The sequence below is a fragment of the Aerosakkonema funiforme FACHB-1375 genome (assembly GCF_014696265.1).
GTDB classification, from domain to species: Bacteria; Cyanobacteriota; Cyanobacteriia; order Cyanobacteriales; family Aerosakkonemataceae; genus Aerosakkonema; species Aerosakkonema funiforme_A.
In genome coordinates this window covers 35178-58585 of sequence record NZ_JACJPW010000027.1, presented here as the reverse complement: position 1 = coordinate 58585, position 23408 = coordinate 35178, and the positions used below count along the sequence as shown (strand labels likewise).

25 protein-coding genes are annotated in these 23408 nt (G+C 42.6%); 9 read left to right on the top strand and 16 right to left on the bottom strand.

Features of this window, described 5'->3' with window-relative positions; genetic code table 11:
• Positions 1–58: 58 nt before the first annotated feature.
• From H6G03_RS12465 to H6G03_RS12455, 3 genes are all read right to left on the bottom strand, one after another.
• Positions 59–1822: a helix-turn-helix domain-containing protein gene (locus H6G03_RS12465; protein ID WP_190464693.1), complete on the bottom strand. Its 1764-nt coding sequence runs from the start codon at positions 1820–1822 to the stop codon at positions 59–61.
• A 171-nt stretch (positions 1823–1993) separates the two neighbouring features.
• Positions 1994–2581, bottom strand: a complete 588-nt coding sequence (locus H6G03_RS12460) for a Mu transposase C-terminal domain-containing protein (RefSeq protein WP_242056747.1) — start codon at positions 2579–2581, stop codon at positions 1994–1996.
• A 92-nt stretch (positions 2582–2673) separates the two neighbouring features.
• The gene (locus H6G03_RS12455; protein WP_190464713.1) at positions 2674–2850 is read right to left on the bottom strand and encodes a hypothetical protein; all 177 of its coding nucleotides are present in this window, start codon (positions 2848–2850) and stop codon (positions 2674–2676) included.
• A 225-nt stretch (positions 2851–3075) separates the two neighbouring features.
• On the opposite strand from H6G03_RS12455, the gene H6G03_RS12450 reads away from it, so the two are divergent.
• Together H6G03_RS12450 and H6G03_RS12445 are read left to right on the top strand one after the other, a co-directional pair.
• Positions 3076–3399: a hypothetical protein gene (locus H6G03_RS12450; protein ID WP_190464692.1), complete on the top strand. Its 324-nt coding sequence runs from the start codon at positions 3076–3078 to the stop codon at positions 3397–3399.
• Between the two features lie 54 nt (positions 3400–3453).
• Positions 3454–4494, top strand: a complete 1041-nt coding sequence (locus tag H6G03_RS12445) for a tyrosine-type recombinase/integrase (protein ID WP_242056746.1) — start codon at positions 3454–3456, stop codon at positions 4492–4494.
• A gap of 78 nt (positions 4495–4572) precedes the next feature.
• On the opposite strand, the gene H6G03_RS38780 is transcribed toward H6G03_RS12445, so the two are convergent.
• The 4 genes from H6G03_RS38780 to H6G03_RS12430 all read right to left on the bottom strand — a co-directional run bounded on the left by H6G03_RS38780 (position 4573) and on the right by H6G03_RS12430 (position 9095).
• Positions 4573–4695 carry a hypothetical protein gene (locus H6G03_RS38780; protein WP_255512217.1) on the bottom strand — a complete coding sequence of 41 codons (123 nt, stop codon included), beginning with the start codon at positions 4693–4695 and terminating at the stop codon, positions 4573–4575.
• Between the two features lie 29 nt (positions 4696–4724).
• Positions 4725–6746 (bottom strand): DEAD/DEAH box helicase, encoded by a 2022-nt coding sequence (locus H6G03_RS12440; protein WP_190464691.1) that lies wholly within the window; start codon positions 6744–6746, stop codon positions 4725–4727.
• A gap of 504 nt (positions 6747–7250) precedes the next feature.
• A complete protein-coding gene (locus tag H6G03_RS12435; protein WP_190464690.1) occupies positions 7251–8639 on the bottom strand; it encodes a ParM/StbA family protein in 1389 nt (462 codons plus the stop codon).
• Between the two features lie 21 nt (positions 8640–8660).
• Entirely contained in the window at positions 8661–9095 is a 435-nt protein-coding gene (locus H6G03_RS12430) for a hypothetical protein (protein WP_190464689.1), read from the bottom strand.
• A gap of 336 nt (positions 9096–9431) precedes the next feature.
• On the opposite strand from H6G03_RS12430, the gene H6G03_RS12425 reads away from it, so the two are divergent.
• The 3 genes from H6G03_RS12425 (at position 9432) to H6G03_RS39265 (ending at position 11365) form a co-directional block, all read left to right on the top strand.
• Positions 9432–9791: a plasmid mobilization protein gene (locus H6G03_RS12425; RefSeq protein WP_190464688.1), complete on the top strand. Its 360-nt coding sequence runs from the start codon at positions 9432–9434 to the stop codon at positions 9789–9791.
• Complete coding sequence (locus H6G03_RS12420) at positions 9788–10873, top strand: relaxase/mobilization nuclease domain-containing protein (protein WP_190464687.1); 1086 nt, start codon at positions 9788–9790, stop codon at positions 10871–10873. The genes H6G03_RS12425 and H6G03_RS12420 overlap by 4 nt, the downstream gene beginning before the upstream one ends.
• A gap of 171 nt (positions 10874–11044) precedes the next feature.
• Complete coding sequence (locus H6G03_RS39265; protein WP_322111899.1) at positions 11045–11365, top strand: zinc ribbon domain-containing protein; 321 nt, start codon at positions 11045–11047, stop codon at positions 11363–11365.
• 139 nt (positions 11366–11504) lie between these two features.
• On the opposite strand, the gene H6G03_RS12410 is transcribed toward H6G03_RS39265, so the two are convergent.
• On the bottom strand, positions 11505–12227 hold the full coding sequence (locus H6G03_RS12410; RefSeq protein WP_190464685.1) for a M48 family metallopeptidase: 723 nt from the start codon (positions 12225–12227) through the stop codon (positions 11505–11507).
• 48 nt (positions 12228–12275) lie between these two features.
• Between H6G03_RS12410 and H6G03_RS12405 the strand changes: the two genes are divergently transcribed.
• Positions 12276–13202 carry a hypothetical protein gene (locus tag H6G03_RS12405; protein WP_190464684.1) on the top strand — a complete coding sequence of 309 codons (927 nt, stop codon included), beginning with the start codon at positions 12276–12278 and terminating at the stop codon, positions 13200–13202.
• A gap of 17 nt (positions 13203–13219) precedes the next feature.
• On the opposite strand, the gene H6G03_RS12400 is transcribed toward H6G03_RS12405, so the two are convergent.
• The 6 genes from H6G03_RS12400 to H6G03_RS12375 form a co-directional block, all read right to left on the bottom strand.
• Positions 13220–16267, bottom strand: a complete 3048-nt coding sequence (locus H6G03_RS12400) for a type I restriction endonuclease subunit R (protein WP_190464683.1) — start codon at positions 16265–16267, stop codon at positions 13220–13222.
• A 69-nt stretch (positions 16268–16336) separates the two neighbouring features.
• Entirely contained in the window at positions 16337–16561 is a 225-nt protein-coding gene (locus H6G03_RS12395; protein ID WP_190464682.1) for a DUF433 domain-containing protein, read from the bottom strand.
• A 30-nt stretch (positions 16562–16591) separates the two neighbouring features.
• Positions 16592–17836, bottom strand: coding sequence for a restriction endonuclease subunit S (locus H6G03_RS12390; RefSeq protein WP_190464681.1), 1245 nt, complete (start codon positions 17834–17836; stop codon positions 16592–16594).
• A gap of 47 nt (positions 17837–17883) precedes the next feature.
• On the bottom strand, positions 17884–18264 hold the full coding sequence (locus tag H6G03_RS12385; RefSeq protein ID WP_190464680.1) for a hypothetical protein: 381 nt from the start codon (positions 18262–18264) through the stop codon (positions 17884–17886).
• Positions 18265–18291: 27 nt separating this feature from the next.
• Entirely contained in the window at positions 18292–18651 is a 360-nt protein-coding gene (locus tag H6G03_RS12380; protein WP_190464679.1) for a papain fold toxin domain-containing protein, read from the bottom strand.
• Between the two features lie 59 nt (positions 18652–18710).
• A complete protein-coding gene (locus tag H6G03_RS12375) occupies positions 18711–20243 on the bottom strand; it encodes a type I restriction-modification system subunit M (RefSeq protein ID WP_199315270.1) in 1533 nt (510 codons plus the stop codon).
• Between the two features lie 101 nt (positions 20244–20344).
• On the opposite strand from H6G03_RS12375, the gene H6G03_RS12370 reads away from it, so the two are divergent.
• The 3 genes from H6G03_RS12370 (at position 20345) to H6G03_RS12360 (ending at position 22757) form a co-directional block, all read left to right on the top strand.
• On the top strand, positions 20345–20956 hold the full coding sequence (locus H6G03_RS12370) for a hypothetical protein (protein WP_190464678.1): 612 nt from the start codon (positions 20345–20347) through the stop codon (positions 20954–20956).
• Between the two features lie 240 nt (positions 20957–21196).
• A complete protein-coding gene (locus H6G03_RS12365) occupies positions 21197–21832 on the top strand; it encodes an AAA family ATPase (RefSeq protein ID WP_190464677.1) in 636 nt (211 codons plus the stop codon).
• Positions 21819–22757, top strand: a complete 939-nt coding sequence (locus tag H6G03_RS12360; RefSeq protein ID WP_190464676.1) for a ParB/RepB/Spo0J family partition protein — start codon at positions 21819–21821, stop codon at positions 22755–22757. The genes H6G03_RS12365 and H6G03_RS12360 overlap by 14 nt, the downstream gene beginning before the upstream one ends.
• 17 nt (positions 22758–22774) lie before the next feature.
• Here the strand turns inward: H6G03_RS12360 and H6G03_RS12355 are convergent, their stop codons facing one another.
• On the bottom strand, positions 22775–23065 hold the full coding sequence (locus H6G03_RS12355; RefSeq protein WP_190464675.1) for a DUF2087 domain-containing protein: 291 nt from the start codon (positions 23063–23065) through the stop codon (positions 22775–22777).
• Positions 23065–23334 carry a hypothetical protein gene (locus tag H6G03_RS12350; protein WP_190464674.1) on the bottom strand — a complete coding sequence of 90 codons (270 nt, stop codon included), beginning with the start codon at positions 23332–23334 and terminating at the stop codon, positions 23065–23067. The genes H6G03_RS12355 and H6G03_RS12350 overlap by 1 nt, the downstream gene beginning before the upstream one ends.
• Positions 23335–23408 lie beyond the last annotated feature (74 nt).

Below are 23408 nucleotides of genomic sequence, written 5' to 3'. Positions count from 1 at the left end.
GCCATAACAAAAAATCCAGCTTTGTAACAGCTGGTTAAAAGAAAGCAGTGATTGATTGCTAAATGTCCAGCAGTTCCCGAAATTTTGTCTCAAGCGCTGGGGAAACCGGGCGCTGTCCTCTTTCAATCAAAGCTATTAACGAGCGTGATACTCCGAGCCACCCAGCTAACTTGGCTTGGCTCCAGCCCTTAGCTTCCCGCACTTTTCTCAACTGCTCAACTGTAATTGGCGTTTGCTTGGACAACAGCGACGTAGGGGCTTGGGGTTCAGCTTTTATCGCTATCAAGTCAGGAATTGGAGTCGGTTGAAGAATCGTAATTTTTGCAGCTAGCAGCTTGTCTATATATCCCTTGGGCATCCGCTTTTTATCCTGATTCCCTGGCTGAAGCCATGCTGAGTAGCTTTCCAAATCGTATTGAATCTGCCAATCCAAACTGATTAAAAGCTTCAAAGCATTATCCCAGCGCTGTTTAAGTTCATAGGCTTTACGCTTATCGCTACGGGCTGTCTCTAATTCAGTCTCTGGTAACGCCATCTTGAGCAGAGTTTTTACTTCATATCGCCCACTTTGATGGAAGCGACTTTCCATCGTGAGATGTAGTGCCAACCTTAGTGCTAATTCATCATGATAAGGGTCAATTTGCAGCACTTTTTGGGCTAGGTAGCCAAATTGATAAAGAGCTTGCTTAGCTTTAGCTCCAGCCCGATTGAGGAAATGTTTAGTCCAAAGCCCCGGTCTGACAGTAATAAATACTTCATAAGGCTGTTCTATTTTCCGTGTAAAAATATCGGCTGTTCCACACGGTTCTATTACCGAATCCCACGTTCTTCCGGTTGGATAGCTAACATTTACTTTGTTCTTGGTTCTGCCTTCAATCCAGAAAGCGCGTGAGACAAAGCAGGATAAAGCAAAAGCAGCTTTAGCAATTTCATTCAATTTGTGTGATTGAGACAAATCTGTTCTTTTGTCCCATCCCAATTCCTTAATAATGTTAGTTGCTTTTAGGGTAAAATCACTTTCCCACGGGTTAACCTGTTTCATTGTATGCGCCGCATAAATCAGATGCAGCTTGGCTGAAGTGAAGCCAAATTTATTAATGATTTGTTCAGCTGCTTCCCAAGGCAGTAACTCAATATCTCCAGGATTACTGATGTAATGCTCTATATAGTTGTCAGATTGCGCTTGGCACTTATGCTGAAAAACCGCCAGTCCATTTGATTCAAACCATAAATCTTTTCTGAGTTGAGCTTGTAGGCCAGAAGCTAAGATGGCCGGGGTGGGAATGGAAGTTATAGAGCTATTGATAAACAGTCGGGGTTCCGTTACCAGGATTGGTTTTGTGGCTACTTTTAGCAGCTTTAAGAGTTCATCTCTTAAGGATTGTTGGGCAATGATTGAGGCGAGCAACTCGCTAGCAGATTCAGCGGCACATAATTCTTTTAAAGACAGTTCTACAGTTGTCTCGTCTTTGTTTAAATCTGCCGAAAGTGTCAAGGAAATCTCCGGTTTTGTCAGAATGATACCTTTGGCCTTCCATTGCTTCAATCCCTGAAGAATGAACTCAGCTTTTTCTAGCCAAAACTGCTGATTAAAATATTCACTAAATTTTTGTTGAAGATGGGCAATTAATTCAGGGGTAATGTTCAGATCCCGTTGCTTAAGTTTACCTCTGTTTTGTCCCTTAAGCTTATTGAACTCATTGTTGAGGTTCCTTGCTAGTTTGGATAAAGTCCAGTATTCGAGTGTTCCTTCACTGCGTAGCTTCTTGGCGTACTCTTGAATGCGGTCGCCGTCTATTGTGGTGGTAGCAGATAACTCCATAGCCTAGCCTCTTCCTGCTAATAATCCCATTTTTATTCGGGTAGCCCTAAACTATTTGCTACAATGAACCAACTAGCCATACTCTTCTAAAATCATAACATACAATGCCCGGTTTTTATTTCAAAATTTAACTTTTTAAGCTAACATAATCTTAGCCAATATTTATTATACTTACACAAAAATCTCTTTCACAAAATGAGTCAATCGTTTTTTAACTACTCGATGCTGCCACAAGCTGAGTCCTTTAGTGTAATCTTGATTGAGTGCTGGTACTTCTAAAAATTGATGGGTTGACTCATCAAAAACATAAATGCGAGATAAATCCGTTGGGTCATATTTGACTGTTGTTTTAGCAGATTTCGCTGTTTGAACACGTAGTCGCACCAGTTCGCTACTGTTGTATAGTAAACCTTCAAACTCTATCCCCCTTCTGGTGATTTTGCGAGTAGTAACATGACCAATTAAAACTTTTAGTTCCAGATGGGATGGCGGTAAAGCTAGCGGAAAACAAGCTACCCCAGTAGACCAAACTACCGACCGAGGCGATTTCAGTTCGGGATGCTGACTTTGGTTATAAATATCAACGATAAAAATATGCAACATTTCCTGTAGTCCCTCAAACGAAATGACTGCATTCTGCCTGGGGTCGTAATCATCGGACTTGAGGAAGTTGGAGAAGCTTTTGCCGGGTTCATCAGAAAGTAGTTGACTATTTAAAGCCCCAAAATATCTTTCTATCGCACTCTTATACCAAGGCATTTTCGGCGGATAATATTGCAGGCTTATCCCTAACTGTAAACAGGCATCTTCTAGGTGCGTACTTAAAAATTCTTGACCATTATCTACTACAATTACTTCTGGTAATCAGGATCTATCTCCAGCCAATAGATGTAATCCCGCTCAATTTGAGATTCCCACCAGATGGTGGTGTTCATTTTCAGACTGAGGAATTTGCCGATGACTCTTCGGCATCCTGTATTGCTGAATTTTCTTACCCCTACTGCTACGGCTCTACTAGCCCTTGCCATAGCTCAATATTATTAGCCTAGCTCACTTCTACTCTTTTTCAACTTATCTGCAACACTTTTTCAACTTATGTGAGACTTTTTCAACTTATCTGCGAACCGACACAGTTTTTGATTCTATTTTAGTCTATACATTGTATATATATTATACTTTATCTAGTTAATATATATATTTTGCTAAAATGTCTATATTAATTTCAATACAACAAGGTTACAGAAACATAGACAATGACCAACAAGAAATTAGCAACTTTTCGTATAGATGCCTCGAAATGGCAGGCATTTCAGCAATGGGCAAAACGTAGTGGTAGTAATGCTTCTGCTTTACTGGTTGAGTATATAGAGGAATGTCTAGATACAGCGCCTACTCGAAGATCCATATTTCCTTTAAACCAGACAGCTAATAACATAGATGAACGTATAGGCAGTATAGATGAAAGATTAAAGCTTTTAGAAGCATCTGTTGAGCGACGAGTTAAAGAGGCCATAGAACAGCAGATAGCTTATCATCTGGCAGAACTTGCTTCCAAGAGTGAAAAATCTCAACCTTAGCGAAAAAATAAAACCCTTTTGATACTATCGGTTTTGCCTATTTTAGGTAAGATAATGTTACCTTATTTTACCCGCACGTCTGGCCCAATCGGGACAATTAGTGGGAAAATAAAACATTCTAAGCGATCGCTCGTTGGTGACCCGATAATGTCGCCTCAAGCCGACTCAATTGCTCTGACCACTCAGCCAATATCAGATAGCAGACCAATAGACCTGCGTTGGCCCAGAGTAGAGGAATTTTTAAAAGCACGGAGTCTGTCCCCCAACAGCCAAAAAGCCTACCGCCGGGAACTCCAACGCTTTCTGTTGTGGACGAATAATCCTTGGAGCGAAATTACCACCAGGCAAATCGTTCAGTACAAAAACCATCTAGAAGCATCCTTAACCGATAATTCAGTCAATCGGGCACTTTCGGCACTCAAAAGTTTCTTTGGATGGCTGTGGAAAGCCTATCCAGACAGTATTTCCCACAACCCCACCCAAGCGGTAGCCCTCAAAAAAATACCTTTACCGCCAGCAATGGATTTGAGCGAGTTGGAAGTGGAGGCTTTATGGCAAGCTGTACAGATGCCGTCTAGCACTTTTCAGCGAGATACGGGGTTACTGGCGGTGTTAGCACACGGACTCAGAGCGGGAGAGGTAGCAGCTTTGAACGTGGGGGATTATGACGGCGTGCGGTTGACAATAAGAAAAGGGAAGGATGATAGCAGTGGCACTGTTCCCCTGTCAAAGGCTGCTCGCTGCCAATTAGATGCTTATTTGGAGTGGCGGCGACAAAAAGGGGAACGCTGTCATAAAAGCAAACCGCTGTTTTTGTCCCATAGCCCGATTAAACCGGGCGTGCGGTTGGGCTATCAAGGGATTTATTACACGATTAAAGAATTGGGGGAAAAAGCAGGTATTCGGAATCTGACGCCCCATCGCTTAAGACATACCTATGCTACCAAGCTACTGCTCAAAGGAATGGATAGCTTGCACGCTCGCACTCTGACTCGCCACAAATCAGAAGCCAACTTCAAGCGTTATGCCAAACGCGCTCTAGCAGCGGCAGCCGAACGTGCGTTTTACCAAGCTCTAGGTGAAGAACCGCCCTGATTTGACACTCTCAGGTCGTCATACACTGAGATTCTTTAAGAGTTTGGATAAACAAACTCAGCGTAAAAAACACCGTTTTTAGGCAAGATTCTTACTTCCCGAAGCGTGGATGGGATGACTCAAACGACTGTTGAGTAAGGGTAGGGATTTGAGGGGTAGGAGGTTGTGGACGCCGCTAACTTCTATATCGTTGGGTTGCAAGAGCGCACCCCATCCACAAATTCTTATATTTAATTTGTTGACGAGTGCGTCCGCAAAAAATCAAGACGTGAAGTACCTTCTATCCCATCGCTCAGGTATTTAATATTAGCCATTGGTATCCCGTTCTTTTCAAATAAACCTGTAACCAACACTTCTTCGCCAGTGGCAGTTGATACGGCTTTTTCACCTACGCCCAGAAAAGTGTCAAAAGCGATTTTTGCTTTTTCTTGTGTCGCGGTTTGTCGCAATGCTGCAACTTTAAGTGACTTGATTCGCGCTCGTTCTGCTGGTGAAAGCAGTTCCCAAGCTGCTACTTTGAGAGCAGAATAAGTTTTAGCAATCGACTCAGCTTCCGACCATCTGGAAGCTTTTCTGAATAATTCTGCTACTTGAGATGCCTGAAGAATTACACGCTCGACAGGTGCATCCAAAGCGTTATCTAATGGTGACTCTTTATATGTTGGTGTAACAGAAGAATTAGTATTCTTTTTGAGCAATTGGAACCAACAATCCACCACCCAGTCTAAAGAAAATTCTAAAATATTGGCGCATTCTCTCAATTCCGGAATACCAGTTGAGGGATGTTTTTCCACCAAACGGCGTAGCACCCAGTCACTTTTGTAGTTTCGCCGTCTTTGGATAGTAGCTAAGGAGCAGATGTCAGCTAAAATAACCCAATTACAATCAAGCGGAATTTCTCTAATTTCAGCTTTTTTATCTTCTGTGACTCTTCGGGGTGGTGGTGGCTCTCCCCCCGACCATTTTTCCATTTCGATTTTTTGAAGGCAGTTGGGGCAGGTGTACAGACACCAGATTTGAAATTCACCATGCCTGGGACTCCACTCAATTCGGTAAGGTTTTTGTTCGTGGGAGAGCGGTTTAAAGACATGATGGCATTCGGGACAACTGACGTGCCATCGGCCTCTGGAAAGAGAAATTGGCTCTAAACTCCACAACCATTCAAAGTCAGGAGCGCCATGAACTCCCCAATTTTCCGTATGGTCGATGATGATGGCGTGTTCTTTGTCGGGATGAGGTCGCAAACTGCGCCCGACCATTTGCAGCCAAAGGATGAGGGATTTGGTAGGACGGACACACTGCACTGCTTCTAGGGAAGGGATGTCCACCCCTTCACTGACAATGCCGCAGTTGCAAAGAATTAAGGTTTGACCAGTTTGGAATCGTTCTAGTATTTGATGACGCTCTTGTTCAGAAGTGTTGCCATCAAGATGCTCAGTGGGAATTCCTGCTTCTTGATAGGCTTGTGCGATGGCGATTGAATGTTTAATATCGACGGCAAATACTACGGTTTTTTTACCAAAAGCAAACTTGTTCCAGGCATCGATTAAATCCCCCATCACCAAACTGGTGTCGATGGCGGCGGCCAATTCTCGTTGATTGTAATCCCCACCCGTAGTTCTGACACCAGAAACTTTAATCGCGTTAGGTGCAGCAAACAACTTGAAGGTGGAGAGATAACCTATTTGAATCAAAGCTGCCACCGATGGCCCCACTACCAGGGTATCGTAAAGGAATTTAAAGCCTTGACCGTCAATCCGAGCAGGGGTAGCGGTAACTCCAAGAATGTAGGCGTGTTGGTAGTGCTGGGCAATCTGCTGATAGCTTTTGCTGACGCTATGGTGTGCTTCATCTACAATCAGCAATTCGGCGGTAGGCCAGAACTGGGGAGAACGGCGTACTAGAGTTTGGACGGAAGCGACCTGGATGGGCCGCTCTGGGGTGGTGGGATAACCTGCTTTGATGATGCCCACCGGCTCTCCTGTCATCCCTTCCATCTTTTGAGCTGCTTGGAGGATTAACTCTTCCCGATGGGCTAATACCAATACTCCTGAGCCAAAATTAGTAAATTCTCGCGCTACGGCGGCGAATAATACTGTTTTGCCAGCCCCAGTGGGAAGGGTTAGTAGTATACGCCTAGACCCCTGTGACCATTCCTGGAATACTTGCTGCATTAATTGAAGCTGATAATCTCGCAACGAGTAAGTGGAACTAGAAAATTGCACTTCTAGGTCAGGGGGTGAGTCGTTCATATTTGTATTTGGCAAATCGTGTCGATATATTTTAAATTGTGTATAATTTTTATTTGTTTGTATATTTGTGTTTCAGGAGTAGGTTAGGGGTTAGCAATTTCGGGCTACCGTTCTCGCGTCGGGACAGCTGGATTAGGTTAGAATTCTAACTCTCTAGACTCTCACCGAATCAATCGATTGACGCAATCCCGCAACCAGTACGTTGATAACTACCTGCATCAAACTAGCAGATTGGTTGTAATGCCAGTGGTAAGTTGATTAATGCAGACATAAATGGCAGCTTAAATATTATCCGAAAAGTATTCCCCAAAGCGTTTACCGCAGAGGGGATAGTGAGTGCAGCCGTTGCACCATTGAAGGTGAGAGCCTTCCCTGAGAGAGCGCGAGCGGACAAAGGTAGATTTGTTCAGTTTAGCTTAAACGGTTTCAATCCCTGTCAGATTTCCTTCTGGAGCGTCCCCGCCTCCCCCCTAGCAGAGCGTCTCTTTTGAATCAGTTGCTGTATCAAGCATTCTCGATCGCTTTCCACACACCGTAAATATCCACAAACTGCGTCACCCGAAAACGTCTCTCATCACTCTTCACCTCTTGAGAGAAAAAGGTTTGAGCGATTTCCTCTATAATTGCTTGCGACTGGTGCTGCAACTGAAGAAGGGGGAGTTTTTCCCTCGAGAGTGCAGCTTGGACAACTTTAAGCTGTAATTCGTAATCAGCCTGCTGTTGCTGATACGACAACAATTGTTCCTCATATTGCTCCAACGCTTCTTTAGCTTTCAAAGCATCATGCCCAGGCTTAGCGGCGAGGAGTTTGTTCTCCCATTCTTCCCGGTGACCAGATGGCCCAATTGGTTGAGGCGGTATTTGAGGTATTGGTTCTTTTTCGGTTGCTACTGCCCAAAATAATCGGGTTGAATGGAAAGTTTCTCTGATGGCTTTCTGGTATAATAATGCCGTGCCACCGCCGATAATTAACTCATCCACATCATCAACTAGCAATTTAGCCCAACTAGCGATCTGCTGCCAGCGATTTTTTTGGGCAGAAGCGATCGCTTTTACCAAACGAGTAAGTTCGGCTCGCTTACTTTTTCCCTTGGTCATAGCGAGTGCTTGAATATGGGGGTTATTTGGTGAAATGTCGTCATTAGCTTTGTAAATTGCCTCAGTAAGAGCGGCAGCACTTTGTCCCAAACTAGAATCAATTACAGTTTGAATTATTTGGTAAAAGCCCAAGTTGTTGGTATAGCCGCTGGGTGTTCCATAATCATATAGCAAGATGCTAGTGTTTCGATGTCCCAACATTAGGGCGGCAATTTTGCTATTAAGAAGCCAATCTTGTCGATCCTGCTGTTGCAGATATCTCAACATAATCAAGCCAGAACCTTCCGGTTTGCAACCAAAATTAGCTAGGTTGACTTCGTAATTTTCTCCTCTAAACTCGAAATAAGAGAGCGCCTTTTTCAAATCAGCCTGAAAATTATTACCGCCATCTTTGACAAACTGATATTCGGGAAAGGGAAGCAATAAAGTTAGCTCGACTGCAAAGCGAGTTGGTAACTCATATTTCTGCTTAATGATGCCCACAACTGCCAGCAGTTTAGGAATAGCCGTATTCTGCTTTGGCTGTTTAAGTTCCGTAGAGTTGGTCACATCGCTAGCATACTGTTCGGCCAGCTTACCTACGGCATAATAGCCTTTACCAAACCGAACAATTGCATCAGCTTGGGGAGATATATCGAACATGGCCACAGTCCGGTTTGATACCAACCAATCATCTAATTCAATTACTCGTGAAGACATGATGATTGGTACTGTTGATTTATTGGGCATTTCGACCAAAATTTTGAGCGTGCTGCCACCTAAGTCAGCCCAAATTTTAACTGTCATTTCTTCCATAACTTTAGAAAAAGAGTTGTATTAAAACAAGTCGGCGGCTTTTTTGGGACCAACCGCAGCAGTTTCTTTCACAGAATTTTCCATCGCCATATCTTCGCTCTTGGCATCTATGGAAGAAAAGGTTTCTTCTATTTTGGGGTAAACAACTTTTTGAGGTGCATTGCTGTCGTTACAGTTAACTGTTTGGTGATCCAACAATACCCGCTTAATCAGATTGATTTGTTTTTCTAGTTCTCCTATTGCTTCAAAGCAAGCCATTATCAATGCTTGACCCTTTACTCCAGAAGCGGCTAAAGCAAACGGCAACCAATAAGCGACCATGGCTTGCGCGAGCAGGTCTCTAGCTGATTTGAATGAAGGATGATTTTTAACATAGGAGAGCGCAATTCCTTCTGGTGTATTGGGAGCGTATCGCAAGCGAGGTTCACAAACTACCCAGTCAAGTTTTTTAGGCATATTTACTCAACAAAAAATGGGGAAAGTTTGGGGATAAAAACCGAATTTCGGGCATTTTAGGGACTATGGTGGGGCAGCTTTTCACTTTTACTGCCCTTATATGTGGTTCCCTTACCGCCAAACTTCCACCAATATGCCGCCCATATTCGGGCAAAAACCTCTGTCAAAAGCTATGATTGGTCAGTGATAGCAATTGTTACCGGAGTAAGGTTAAGCGTATTTCAAAGGTAGCAGCAAGCTAAGTCGATATTTAAATTTTTTTCCTCTCCCTTGATAGAAGAAGATGGCCCAAATTAGGCGGCACGATCGGAAATTATGCAGATTTAGTTCCCGCTCATGCAAGCAAAGAAACGTACCGAATATATTGCACTACTGCTCACCCAAGAGGAGAAACTGACATGGCAACATAAAGCTGACTCTCATAACATGACTCTCTCTGCTTACATTCGTCACTGTGTTGAGCGTCGAACTTCTTCTACGCCCATCCCAGAAATCAACCGACTCACTTACCACCAACTTACTAAAATCGCACTCAGCTTATCCCATGCGCTCGCTATGATGAAAGCTGCCAAAAGTAACGGACAAAACTTACCATCTCTTGATGAGATAATGCGAACTACCGCAGATACTCGAAAAGTTGTCCGGGAAGTTCAATCCCAATTGTTGGGTTTAACGCCCTCCGAAGAAGCATTATGATCGGTAAAGCTACTAAAGGTGCTGACTTCAGGGGATTGTTACGCTACATCTTTAGCAAAGAACGATCGCAACTGGTAGGCGGGAACCTGGGACAGCAGAGTATCTTGGGGATGCAGCAGGAATTTGAAGCGATCTCTTGCCTCAATCATCGCGTTCGTTATCCTGTCTTACATCTGTCACTTTCTCCTCACCCAGACGATCGACTTTCTGACGATCGCGCTTTTGATTTAATTGACGATATGGTTAACCGTTGCGGGTATGGGGATTGTCAGTGGGTCGCCGCCCGTCACGATGATACGATTACACCAGTTGGGAAACCGCGCCCTCATTACCATGTCATCATTAATCGAGTACGCTTAACTGACTGCCGGGTAGTATCAGCTTGGAAAGATTGGCAGCGATATGAAATAGTGCTGCAAGAACTGCGAGAAGAATACAAGTTGACTGGGGTTATTGATAGCAGAGATTCTCCAAGGAGAGAATTAACAACGGCACAAGTGCTAAGAACTAGGCAGTCACAGCATTCATTGGATGATTCTCACTATTCCAACCAGATACATTCCGATCCTAGTGTGCGAGCGCAACTTCAAAACGCGATCGACTCTGCTATTACATTAGCTAATTCAGTGACAAGTTTTAGTAAAACCCTTTCCACTGCTGGCGTTAGTACTGTGGTTACTTCGCGAGGTATCAAGTTTGAAAAAGATGGGATGTGGTTTGCTGGTTATCAGCTGGGGAAAGGTTACACTTTGAAAAGCTTGGAGCGGCGTTTGTCACAACAGAATTTGGTGAGGACGATCGCTCCGATTATTGCAGCTTGCCTAGTCAACCAAACACGATTGGTAGGTAAATACCACACTGCTTATTGGGAAGACGATCAATTGGTACTGATGGATAACCAAAGTTCTACTCTTAAGATGAGGGCTGTCAATAAAGATGGGTATTGGCAACCTATTGGGAGAGCCAAGTTGACTGATACTGATGTTCGGCACTTTTTAGAGATTGATTTGAGACGTAGACAAGCAGTGAGAGAAGTTAAAAAGCAGCATCAGAAGGAACAAACTGAGGTAGAAGTTTATTGAGGAGCTAAAATCATTTATAGCCTTTTCAGTTAATTCTTGCTCGATAATGCTTTGCGCTACATACAAACCCCCGGTTGTTTTGGCTGAACCAGGTTCACCTATTAAAAAGTAGCCTAAGTTTTTCCCAACGGTAGCCTCAACTCTCATCAAAGACTTTTCAAAAGACTTCCGTTGGGCTGCTACTTTTTTTCTTTTTCAGACGAAGCGGGTGGTTTTTTGGTTAAGGTTCCGACCTTAAAGGTTAAACCTTCTCAGACTTGTCCTGAGTGCAGTCATCAACGCAAAAAAGAATTATCCTCACGAATTCATCAGTGTTCGGAGTGCAACTACACTGACGACAGAGATGTAGCAGCATCAAAAGTAATAGTGTCGTGGGTGTTAGGAACTAACGCCCTTAATCGTGGATCTCAAATCCCTACTTTTAAATCCCAGGCGACTGGAGGTTGGAAGCAAATTTGGGAAATGAAGCGACAGAAACCGCGATCCTCTTAGATTGGTGGCTCCATTTTAATAGCGTCAACCAATACAAGTGTTTTCATGGCGACTTTGTTACTCGCTTTGACATGAGCGTTACCATACATTAGACTTCTCCAACATAGAAACTCAGCGTGCGATCGCATTAACGATCGCCCTACCTCTTAAAGTCACGGCGTTCCCATGATTCCAGCAATGTTTTTTGTTCTTGCCAATCTGACATTACACTACTTAAAGTTTCCCAAAAAGCATCGCCGTGATGTCGGTGTAGCAGGTGTACGACTTCGTGGGCGATGACATATTCCATTGCGGCTTTAGGGGCTTGAATTAAATGCCAATTAATGCGGATAATACCATCTTTACCGCAGGTTCCCCAGGTGTGTTTTTGGTCAGCGAGTCGCACTGGTGGGGGTTTGATGTTTAATTTCCGGGCGTAGGTGGTGGCGAAGCTGCGGGCATTTTCCTCGGCCCGATCGCGCATCCATCTCTCAAACGCAGCTACAATTGCACAATGGCGTTCTGTTTCGGTTAAGTAGCGCGGAACCTGGACGTAGAAGCTGCTTTTGCAGGTAATCACCACTTCATCCACATCAGCATTTTCTACTTTTAACAGCAAACGGCGACCTCGATAAGGTATTTTTGCCCCATTTACATAGCTTTGAGGTTGCGGGGTGGTTTGTTCAATGCGACAGTCTTCTACCGCATTGAACAACCAGTGCCGTTTGGTGTCAAGAAAGGCTGTAATCTGTTCTCCAGGCGTGTTGGGCGGAACTACCACTTCTACAGCTTCCGGCGTGACGACGATACGCTGATGTTTGGCGCGAGAACTTTCCCGGACAGTATAGGGGATATTGGTTTTACCGATTTGTAGCATAGGCATAGTAGGTAAATGCTATAATACTATACAAATTTAGAAAATTTATTAGAAGTGAATAAATTATTGGTTTTTAAACCTAATATTACTCTAAGGGATCTATCCGATCCCTATTATTATGGGCCTTTTTATACTTCATACGCTTTTGCCTATGAAGATAATGATTATTACTATGCCTTACCAGGCAAAGTGAAACTTAATGCTTTACCTAGAACAGAAAAAAAAACAAGCCGATATCCAACGCTAGAGGATTGGATTAAAGAGCATTTTAAGGCAACTGATATTCGTTTATCAAAGCATCAACCTGGCCAATTTTATAAGCGAATGTGGCATCCTCCAGATTATCTGCCGAGGAAAAAACTTATATCTAATCCTGAAGGCTTTACCCAATCTCTTATTGTCATTGAATTACTGATAAGAAAAATGCAAGAGTTATTTTTAACAGTAGAACCATGCCGTAAAAATCTTTTTTCTTTCGGGCATAAAATACGTGAGCTACTACTACTTGCTTGTATGGAAGTAGAAACTTCTTGGGTGGGTATACTAAAAGAACATGAATATACCAAAAATCGCTATAAAACGAACGATTATGTAAAGCTTCTTGAGCCTATGTGTTTAGCCAATTATGAATTAGCTCTCCGATGGTATCCAAATTTTCCCTCATTTAAACCTTTTAGTTGCTGGAATGTAAACAGACCGACAAAATCGCTTTACTGGTATGATGCCTATAACGCTACAAAACATGACAGAGAAGCTCATCTGAATCGAGCAACGTTATTAAATGCAGTTCACGCTGTTGGGGCTGTAGTAGTGATGTTTTCCGCTCAATATGGAATTGAACAAAATGAATCCTTATTTAATATCATAAACTCTGCATTTGTTATAGATTTTGAATATTGCCCTGAAAGATTTTATATCCCTTTTAGAAGGGAAAACGTTTCTTCCTCCTTGGAATTTTCGGAGGCTAAATACAGTTTCTAGTTAAAAAAATTTCAAATTTAAAGATAGTGCTTTAAAGCATATTCATCAACTTTGTTAGGGATATCTTTCCAATTTTCTAATCCTAATTGAAAAACTAAAGCCCGAACTTGTTGGCGCAATTCTTTGCGCTGTTGATCTTTTAAATGCCAACCGGGAGGGGCGAAGTCATTGCTAGAATAAAGGGCATCTATTGTTTGGGCGGCTGCTTCTAAGTTAGCCGCGAAATCTGTCTTATTTGCGGGAATAAAATTTTCTAGTATTTTCAGTATACCATAAGCGTTTTTATTCAGTCCGCTACTTTGGTGTGCTTGTTCTTCTGCTAGTAATTCGCGGATGATTTGTTCGTATTGTTTCAGGGTTTCGGCGGCGGCGAGTTGTCCGGTTTCAAAGCGGTTTAATATTTCTAAAATTCGGTCGGAAAAGGAACTGTATTGTAAAGGGTTTTCTTCGGTTTTTTGTTGGATGATTTTCTTGAGTTCGGCGCTTTTACGGACGGCTGCGGTTTGGATATCTTGAGTTTCAGCTAAGTTGAAATCTTGCCAAAATTCGGGGTCGGTAATATGTCTTAATTGGCAGAGGGTGCTAATTCCGGTGACGCTGAGATGTTCTTCTAACATTTGGCGAATTTTGGCACTGACATCGCGGGGGAGGGTAGAGGTTTTTTTCTCAAAATGTAGGGTTCCTAATGGTAAGAATCCGGCTATCCATTTTAAATCAGCGGTGTATTTGAGTATTTCTGGGTCGGGGCTGAGACTGTCGTAAGCTTTGATAAAGGTTTTGGCTTTGCGGTGGAATTCGTACCAGGAATCTACGGTTTTTAGTTGTTGAATTAAGGTGTCGTATTCTTGGCGCAAATTGTATGTATTGCGGGGGATTTGATTGACTATTTTTATTACTTCGGCATGGGCGGTTTTTAATGCGGCTTTTTCTATGTCTAGGTTTAACATGGCGTTTTTTACATCGGCTTCTCGGTAAGAGGCGAGGGCTTCTGTGAGTTGTTGGGTAATGCCGATATAATCAACTATTAAGCCGAATTCTTTATGGTTGCCACAAACGCGATTGGTTCTGGCAATGGCTTGTAATAAGTTATGTTCTTTTAAGGGGTTATCTAGGTACATGACGCTTTCTTTTGGTGCGTCGAATCCGGTTAAAAGTTTGTTGCAAACGATGAGAAAATAAACGGGAGGTGCTGCTTTTGAAAGCACTTTGGTTTCATATTCGGCATCATCACCAGTAAAGCGATTTATGGCGGTAACTTCGGCGTTTTTATCTAAGGCGTAATGTTGTAAATCTTGGCGGAGTTTTTCTAAATAAGGGTCTTCGCTGGGTTTATTATCTTCTTGGTTGGATGAGTAAATGGGAACACTCATGGCATCCGCCCATGTTGCGGCTGTTTCGGTATCAAATCCTTGTTTTTTTAAGTATTTAGTAATAATTTGATTTAAGGCGCGTTTGTAGAGAATTACGGCTTCTCTGTCAATGGCGACTATTTGGGCTTTGAAGTTTTCGGGGATGCAATGGGTGCGAAAGTGTGCCCAAATGTCGTAGGCGAGAAGTTCAATGCGTTGGGAATGTTTGACTAATTCGGCGACGCTGACTCCTCTGGTTTTGATTCTATTTTTGACTGATTCGGGTTCGTTGGCAAACCATTGGTCGAAAAGGATATCTAATTTTTTAGCTTCTACTTGCCATTCGGTTTTGCGACTGGTGTAACGGATGGGGACGGTTGCGCCGTCTGCTACTGCGTCATCAATGCTGTAGCGGTCTAAGTAACCTTCGTTGGGGGGACTAAAGTTTTTATAAGTGTCTTTATCGGTGGTTTTAATTGGGGTTCCGGTGAAGCCGATAAAGCAGGCATTTGGTAAAGTTGCACGCAGGTATGCACCTAAGTCTTTTTCTTGGGTGCGGTGGCATTCATCTACTAAGATAATCCAGTTTTGACTGTGAGGAATTGGTTGTTTGGAACCGTCGAATTTGAAGATTGTGGAGAGTAATGTTAAGCCGAAGTTGTTAGTATGAATGGCAGTATTTAAGGTTTCACCGGAGTCGATGCGGGTGGGGTTGGGAAGTCCGCAAGCTTGGAAGGTTTTACTTATTTGGTCGTCTAAATCTATGCGGTCGGTGAGGACTAATATGTTAGGATTTTCGAGAATGGGACTGGTAAAGGTGCGGTGGGTTTTGAGTTTTAAGGTGGCGAATACCATTGTCAGGGATTTTCCTGACCCTTGGGTATGCCAAATTAATCCTTTGCGATGTTGGCTATTTATTACTCGGTCTACTATTCTATTTACGGCGCGATATTGTTGGTAGCGACAGATTTTTTTGATGACTTTTTGTTCGCGTTTCTCGAAGACGATGAAATGGGCGAGGATGTCTAATAAACGGGTGGGTTCTAACAAGCACCACAAGGCTTTTTGGTAGGAGGTTTGAAAGTCGCTATCTTGTTTGGGATAGGGGTCTTTCCATTCTGCCCAATATTTAGATGTTGCGCCTGTGGCACCGTAAAGAAAGTTTTCGCCGTTGGTGATAATGTTGAATATGTTGGAATAGAATAGGCGGGGAATGTCGCGTTCGTATTGTTTGATTTGGTCGAAGGCTTCTCCGGTTTTATCTTTGGCGATAAAGGGTTTTTTGGCTTCTATTACTACTAAGGGAATACCGTTGATAAATATTACTATATCGGGGATGCGGAAATGTTGGGATTTAATGTAAAATTGATTGGTGACGGTGTAGGTGTTGTTTTTTGGTTCGAGGAAGTCAATCAGGCGGATGGTTTTTTTGGTGGCTACGCCGGGGATGTTGCGGGAATAGTTACCGCGTAAAAGATTGGTAAATTCTTCGTTGTCGGTGATGGCGAGTATGTCTTGATAGGTGGCGTTGGCGGCTTCTTGGGGGATGTTGTTGATTTTTTGGATGGATTGAATGAAGATGTCTTTGAGAATTACTTGGTTTTGGCTATCTCTGGCGGTTTTATTTTGGGCGGGTGGGAGATAGGTGTAGCCAAGGTTTACTAAGGTGTCAAGGCAGGGTTTTTCAACTAAGGTGTATTCGGTGGCTTTTATCATAATATTTGAGAGTTTTTATCGGTTTTTAATACAGGGTAAAAATGCCTAAGTTGTGAGCGAATAATAATTTTATGTTTTAACAATTAAGGTTTGCCGTTCTCGGTCGGCGGCGTAGCTGAGGCAGGCTAATATGTCTTCTTGGGTGAGATAGGGAAAGTCTTCGAGAATTTCTTGATAGGTCATTCCTGAAGCGAGGTAAGAGAGGACATCATAAACGGTGATTCGCATTCCCCGAATGCAGGGTTTACCGCTGCGTTTTTCAGGTTCAATGGTGATGATTTTTGATTCGTTCATAGGGGTTGATTTGAATTAGATTAATGAGGTTTATTTGACGCGAACTTTTCCAGTTAGGAGGTCTTGCATTAGGCCACGTTTTAGCAAGTTAAGCTGGTTAATTGTTAAATCATTACTATCAATTTGTTTATCTATATTTTTCAAAATTTTACTAATCCTAATTTGTTCGTTGATAGGGGGTAATGGAACAAGTAATTTACTTAAATCTTTTCCCGTTATACCGCTTACTGCAACCTGGCGAGTAATTTCTAGCCTTTGCTTTTTACCAAGAGGACTTTCCCAATAATAAAAGTAGAAAAGAGGATTACCTAAATTAGGCTTAAGACGAAATCGGATAATTGAAGACTCAAAAACTGGTTCTATATTGTGATATCCTAGTATGGAACATTTGCCAGAACCCTCAGCAACCAAAGACCTCCTGGCAAATAATAAGTCCCCTTCTTTTAGAGCAAATTTTTCATATTCATCTTCTGTTAAACGAACACATCGCCGTTCAACTTCTTCGATAATATCTGAACCAAATATTGCACCCATGTCAATCATAGGTACTCCAGAACCATAATCGTCTTTAGATTTATAGATTCCGTTTTGTGGCCCAATTAGCGCCAGACTATCAAATGGAACTACTTCCCAGCTTTCAGGAATTTTCCCGATCGCACTTTCCTTAAATTTCGTGTGACCAATACCTTTGGTCAGGAGTTGCTGAAGTAGACCCTGCTTGACTTTGCGGGTTTGGTCGATGACTGCTTGAGTGGATGCGATCGCTTCATCCACACTCCCCAAAATCTCAGCAATTTTCTTTTGTTCAGACAGAGGAGGAAGAACTAGCTTGATTTTCAATACATCAGATCCAGGTAGATTTGCTACCGTCCCCTTCCTTACGAATTGAGCAACTTGCTTTTGAGCAAGTTTTGTGTGCATGAAATACTTTATAAATAGAGGCAATACATTTTGGTTTAGCCTATATCTGACAGCATAAGCGCTAGGAATATATGGAATATCCTGTTCTTTAAAAATTGCAGAAAGACCACAATCTGCTGTAGTGATAACAATTAAATCACCTGTTTTGAGTGCGTGTTGTTCAATTATCTCAGGTTCTAGAGAAGCAATTGGTGCTTGAGTATAAAGAATTTCTCCTTCTGCTGTAACATCTGTATTTCTTATAGTTTTAACGTTTCCGTTCTCATCATAATTTTTAGCGTGAAATCTCGGCCCATAGGAATGAGAAGAAGTTAAATCGCCAATTGTTATAGACTTCCAGCCATCAGGAATCATAATCCAATTACTCCCTAAATTCAAACTTGAACATTTTCATATAAACTTTATCCAACTTCCTCAGCTACCTTATTAACTACCGAATAACTTTCAATGATCTTCTTCCCATTTTCATCTAAACTTTTATCTCGCTGCTTAAACTCATCCAACAACTTATAAAAACATTCAAAAGCATCCTTTTCATCGCGAGTAAATAACAAAATAATTTTTGCCCAAGAGTTATTAGTCCGCACATTAAAACGTTGTTGTACCCAATCATGGAAATGTTCGGCAAATTCCTTTTCTTCCTCACTGAGTTCAATCCCTAACTCGCGCCTAGCTGTTTTATAACCCACCAAAAACATAAACAAATCGCTCACCGAAGCGCGACCAATATACATCCCAGGTCTAGTTTTAATCTTTTCCAGGATTTCAAACATTCCGCTCATAATTTTCTCCCCTTTCTAAACTCATCTTTATAAACTATCTATGGATTCTATTATAAATTCTTCACTAGGACAGTGAAAATCTTTCCGCCAATCCTCTAACGTCATCCCCGTTGTTGAAATATTATCAAATACCAAACCCAAAACTTCTACACCATAATGTCTTCCGTTAATAGTAATTGCCTCCGTAATTCCTTGACGTTCCAAGCGTTCACTGAGAATAAAATCTTCATTGTATTTACTCTTCAGTTTAATAATCTTTCCCTCAATTTTATTTTCTGCTAACCACTGCATTATCGCCCTAACACAATCATCACATTCATAAAGGGTAAAATCAGCAATAATTTTGCCAATCTCCTGATAAATTTCCTCTTTGGATAACTCACTCACTCCCTACACCCGTAAAAATAGTATTTGTTATTCAACTAATCTATCCCTACCAAACATTATTAAGACCCATAACCCAACTCATCCAAAAAACTGAGCATTTTCTTTTCCGCTTCATCCCGCTTAATTAACAACTCTTTTAACACTTCCACCTCAGCCGCCACATCAATTTCCTGCTCTTCTTCTGCTGTTTGCACATATCGCGCAATATTGAGATTAAAATCATTTTTCTTAATCTCTTCAAACTCCACCACTCGCGCAAATCGTTCCTCATCTTTAAACCCATAAAACGCCTGCGCCAGTCGTTGCAGGTTCGTCTGGGAGAGAGTATTTTGATTCTTCCCCTCTACCATCTCCTCAGCACCATTAATAAACAGCACTTTCTTCTGACGACTAGCTACTTTCTGCCGATTAATTATTAACACGCAAGCCGGAATACCCGTTCCATAAAATAGATTTGGTGCTAAACCAATCACCGCCTCAATTAAATCATCTTTCAACAAACCCTCGCGAATCTTCGCTTCTACACCTCCCCGAAACAGTATGCCGTGAGGTAGCACTACACCCAGCACACCTTTAACATTAAGACTAGCAACCATGTGCTGCACAAATGCCAAATCCCCATAAGATTTAGGCGGACAACCATAAATATCCCGGCTAAATTTATCTTTATCTTTCCAATCTTCATATCCCCAATTTTTTAAAGAAAAGGGCGGATTCGCTAACACTCGGTCAAAAGTTTTCAGGGTTTTACTATTTTCTACTACTAAATGTTTCGGGTTGCTTAAAGTATCGCCATGACTAACAAACGCATCATCAATATCATGTAAAAATAAATTCATCTGGCAGATTGCCCAAGTGTTGAGGTTCATTTCTTGCCCGTACAACTGCAACGACTTGGCATTCTTTCCTTGACGTTCCAGATAATGTACTGCCTCTAATAACATACCCCCAGAACCACAAGTCGGATCATAAATAGTCATGCCTTCATTTGGTTGCAAGCATTCAACAATTAACCGCGTCACCATTTTAGGAGTATAAAATTCCCCGCCTTTTTTCCCTGCATCCGAGGCAAATTGAGCAATTAAATATTCATAAGCATTACCCAATAAATCCGCTTCTACATCACACTTTCGTAAGCGATGCTGACTAAAGTGTTGCAGCAATAATTCTAAAGTAGCATCAGGAAAACGTTGTTTATTATTAAAATCTACATCCTGAAACACGCCGCGCAGCCGAGTATTTGCATCTTCGATCGCCCGGAACGCATTATTTAAATGTTCGCCTATATTAGTAGAATGTTTGCGGACATCGTGCCAAAATGCCCCCGGTGGAATATGAAAGCGGTGTTCCTCCGGGTCAGCAGCTAATTCTTCATCATTATAGAGTTTCAGTCTTTCCTCATATTCTTCTTGCCAAACATCACACAACCGCTTGAAAAACAGCAGCCCAAAAATGTAGTGCTTAAAGTCTGCCGCATCAATTTTCCCCCGCAGAATATCCGCCGCACCCCATAGGTGGCGTTCTAGCTGCTGCTGGGTCATTTTACCAACGTAGAGAAAGGGAAGTGTAGGCGAAGAAGTACTATTTACCATGAAATTTCCGATTAAATAACTTTAATTTGCTAGAGATTTGTATTATCTAACGCTAATCTCTAATTATGGCGCTAAATCACCACAGAAGCGGAAACAACTTTATGGTCATGCAAAAATCAGTTTTACTAACTCAAAGCCAACGGTTTGGTAAATGCTCAATCCTTCTAACAATAATGGGTTTGATGCAGACTCCCCCAGTAGAAGCTCATGTCCTTTTAACTAGGGCTACTAATTTGAATAACTTGGCCAGTAGTATACGAAACCATCTCTCGACGTTAGAGCAAATCAAAGGGGCGAAACCCGATCAGATACTAACAGGGAACAAGATTTCCCAAGAGGCAGCAGCGAGACAGTTGTTTGAACAGTATCAGAGATTAAGCTCGAATTTTGACCCAGCCCTGCTAAATTTATATGACCCAACTGCAAAAATTTACATGACCGTGCATTATAGCAACGGGCAGATGAGGAGGATGAATTTGTCTTTTGAAAATTTTCGCCAACTAATGCTCACTTCCCTACCCCTTGCTAGAACCAGGGGCGATCGCAATACCTACTCCCAAGTTCGCTATCGCCCCGAAGGGAACCGGATACGCATTACAGCACAACGATACTCGCACCTTTATCGGAACACTAACCCTCACTCAATGCTGGTTGGCCCTAACGCTACAGGAAAATGGGTTATTTTTGAGGAAGCCATGCAAGGACGGCGATAAAGCGATTAAAGTTTAACCTTGTGCTTCTGTTTTCTCCTAATAAACACGGTAGAAGGCACGAGGGTTTCAGAGCAGAAGGAAAGAGGAAGTGGTTTTTTCATCTATAATGGCTGCGTGCGATCGGACTCGTAAACCGCTTTAAATTTTATCTAGCCCAACACTATTTACGAGAGCGCGATAGGTAAACAAGCACTTTATTATTCACTTCAAAAGTTTATTATTTTTGTAAAATTCGCAACCATGATTATATCCTTCACAAATCAAAAAGGCGGAGTGGGCAAATCGACCACAGCCGTACACATGGCTTACTGGCTCAAAAAACGAGGAGATGTACTGCTAGTAGACTCCGACGCCCAACAAAGTAGTTCGACATGGCTCAAAGCATTGGATATGCCCTACCAAGTAGTCAGCGACCCAGAAGAATTATTTGAAGTACTCCCCGAACTAGCGGAAAAATACACATCTGTAGTAGTAGATGGCCCCGGTAGCCTCAGCGAAGTTACTAAAGCTATACTGGCTCGGTGTGACTTAGCACTCGTTCCCTGTCAACCTTCGGGTCTTGACCTCCATAGCAGCACGAAAATTCTCCGGTTTATCCGACACGCCCAAGAACTGAGAGTCGGAATGCCTAAAGCTGCCATGTTTTTGAGCCGTGCTACCAAAGGAACTCTATTATTACAAGAAGCCAAACAACTGCTCAAAGAAAGCAACTTTCCCCTGCTTTCTACCACCATCTACCAACGGCAGTGTCTAGCGGATGCGCCCGGACAAGAGCGCACCGTTTTCCAATTATCAGGAGTAGCCGCCAAAGAAGCTGCCAAAGATTACGAATCCTTATTTAAAGAATCCTTGGAGGTCTTAAATGGCGGCAAATAGGCGCAGTCTCAAACAATTTGTGTTTGGAGAAGAGGAAGCCTCCACCCTGATGGAAAACCCCCAGTCTTTACCGATAACTGCGATCGCCTTACCTGCAAGCCAGCCCCGACGCTATTTCGATTCGCAAAAACTAGAGGAACTCACTCAATCCGTTCGCTCTCACGGCATTTTGGAGCCATTACTGGTGCGTCCACTACCCGAACAACTTAACCAGTACGAATTGGTAGCCGGAGAAAGACGTTACCGAGCAGCAAAAGCGGCTGGGTTAACTGAGGTTCCGGTTACCATTCGCCAACTGACTGATATTGAAGCTTTGCAACTCTCGCTGATTGAAAACCTACAACGGGAAGACCTCAGCCCAGTTGAGGAGACGGAAGGGATTCTGCAATTGCTATCTTTCAAGTTAGAGATGGAAGTACCAGAGGTAACGAATCGACTTTACCGAATGCGAAATGAAAACAGCGGCTTGGTTAGTCAAAACGTTTTGACTAACTCCGAAGGTCAAGCGATTCAGTCTTTATTTGATTCCTTGGGTTTAGTCAGTTGGGAATCTTTCATTACTACTCGGTTGCCGTTACTGAAACTGCCAGAGGAAATTAAGGAAGCACTGCGAAAGGGTGATATTGCCTATACTAAAGCGCAAGTCATTGCCAGGGTGAAAGACGCTCTTGCGCGGCGTAGCTTGTTGGATGAAGCGGTTGAGCTTGACTTGTCGTTAGTTCAAATCAAGGAAAAGATAGCGGCACTCAATCGTCCTCAAGTGACTAATTCGGAAAAAAATCCCACTCTGAAAAGTCGAGTTGATACAACTTATCGCCTGTTAAAGAAATCAAAAGTTTGGGACGATCCTCAAAAGGAGAAAGATTTGGAGAAGTTGTTAGCGCAGATAGAAGCACTGGTTTCTGATTCAAGTGGAGAAGGCTAAATACAGGATAGAGTTACTTAGGTGCGATCGCATGAGGATGGTGTAGCAGTGCGCCAGTAAGCTTTGCCATCTCGCGTCCTTTCCAGTAAGCGACGTTCGATCATCTCTCGGCGCAAGAGCGCTGGATCGTTGAAATTGTGATACTGGTTTAGCAGGGCATTAACTTCTTTTTCGGAGTAGGTAATCCCAACCTCAAAACGCTCGGCCAAGTATTCCAGTACCAGTTGTTGGAAGCTACCCTTGTTGCGTTTAGAAGGCCATTCGGTAATGCGCCCTTGTGAGTCGAGGTAATTTTCCAGTTCGCTCATCACTCAACGTCCCATCCTTCTGGAATTTGCGATAGCACTTCGGCAATGTCCTGCCAGTATTCGTAAATGTTCCCAGAGGTCATCATAGCTTGGGTTTGACAATATTCTGATAGTCTGGCAATTACGGACTCGATGCCGTATTTGTCTACTAATCTCTCTATAGTATGCTGTTGGATTTGTACGTGGTAGTCTTTGTTGATTAGGTTCATAGGTTCGATCGCACCCATATCAAGCAGTATTAACTCGCCATAACTGGAGTAATGGTACAACAGGCGATCGCAATTACAAACTCGATGCCGTAGTTGTCAGTTTTCCAGTGGAGAGCGGTTCAATTCATCTTTAT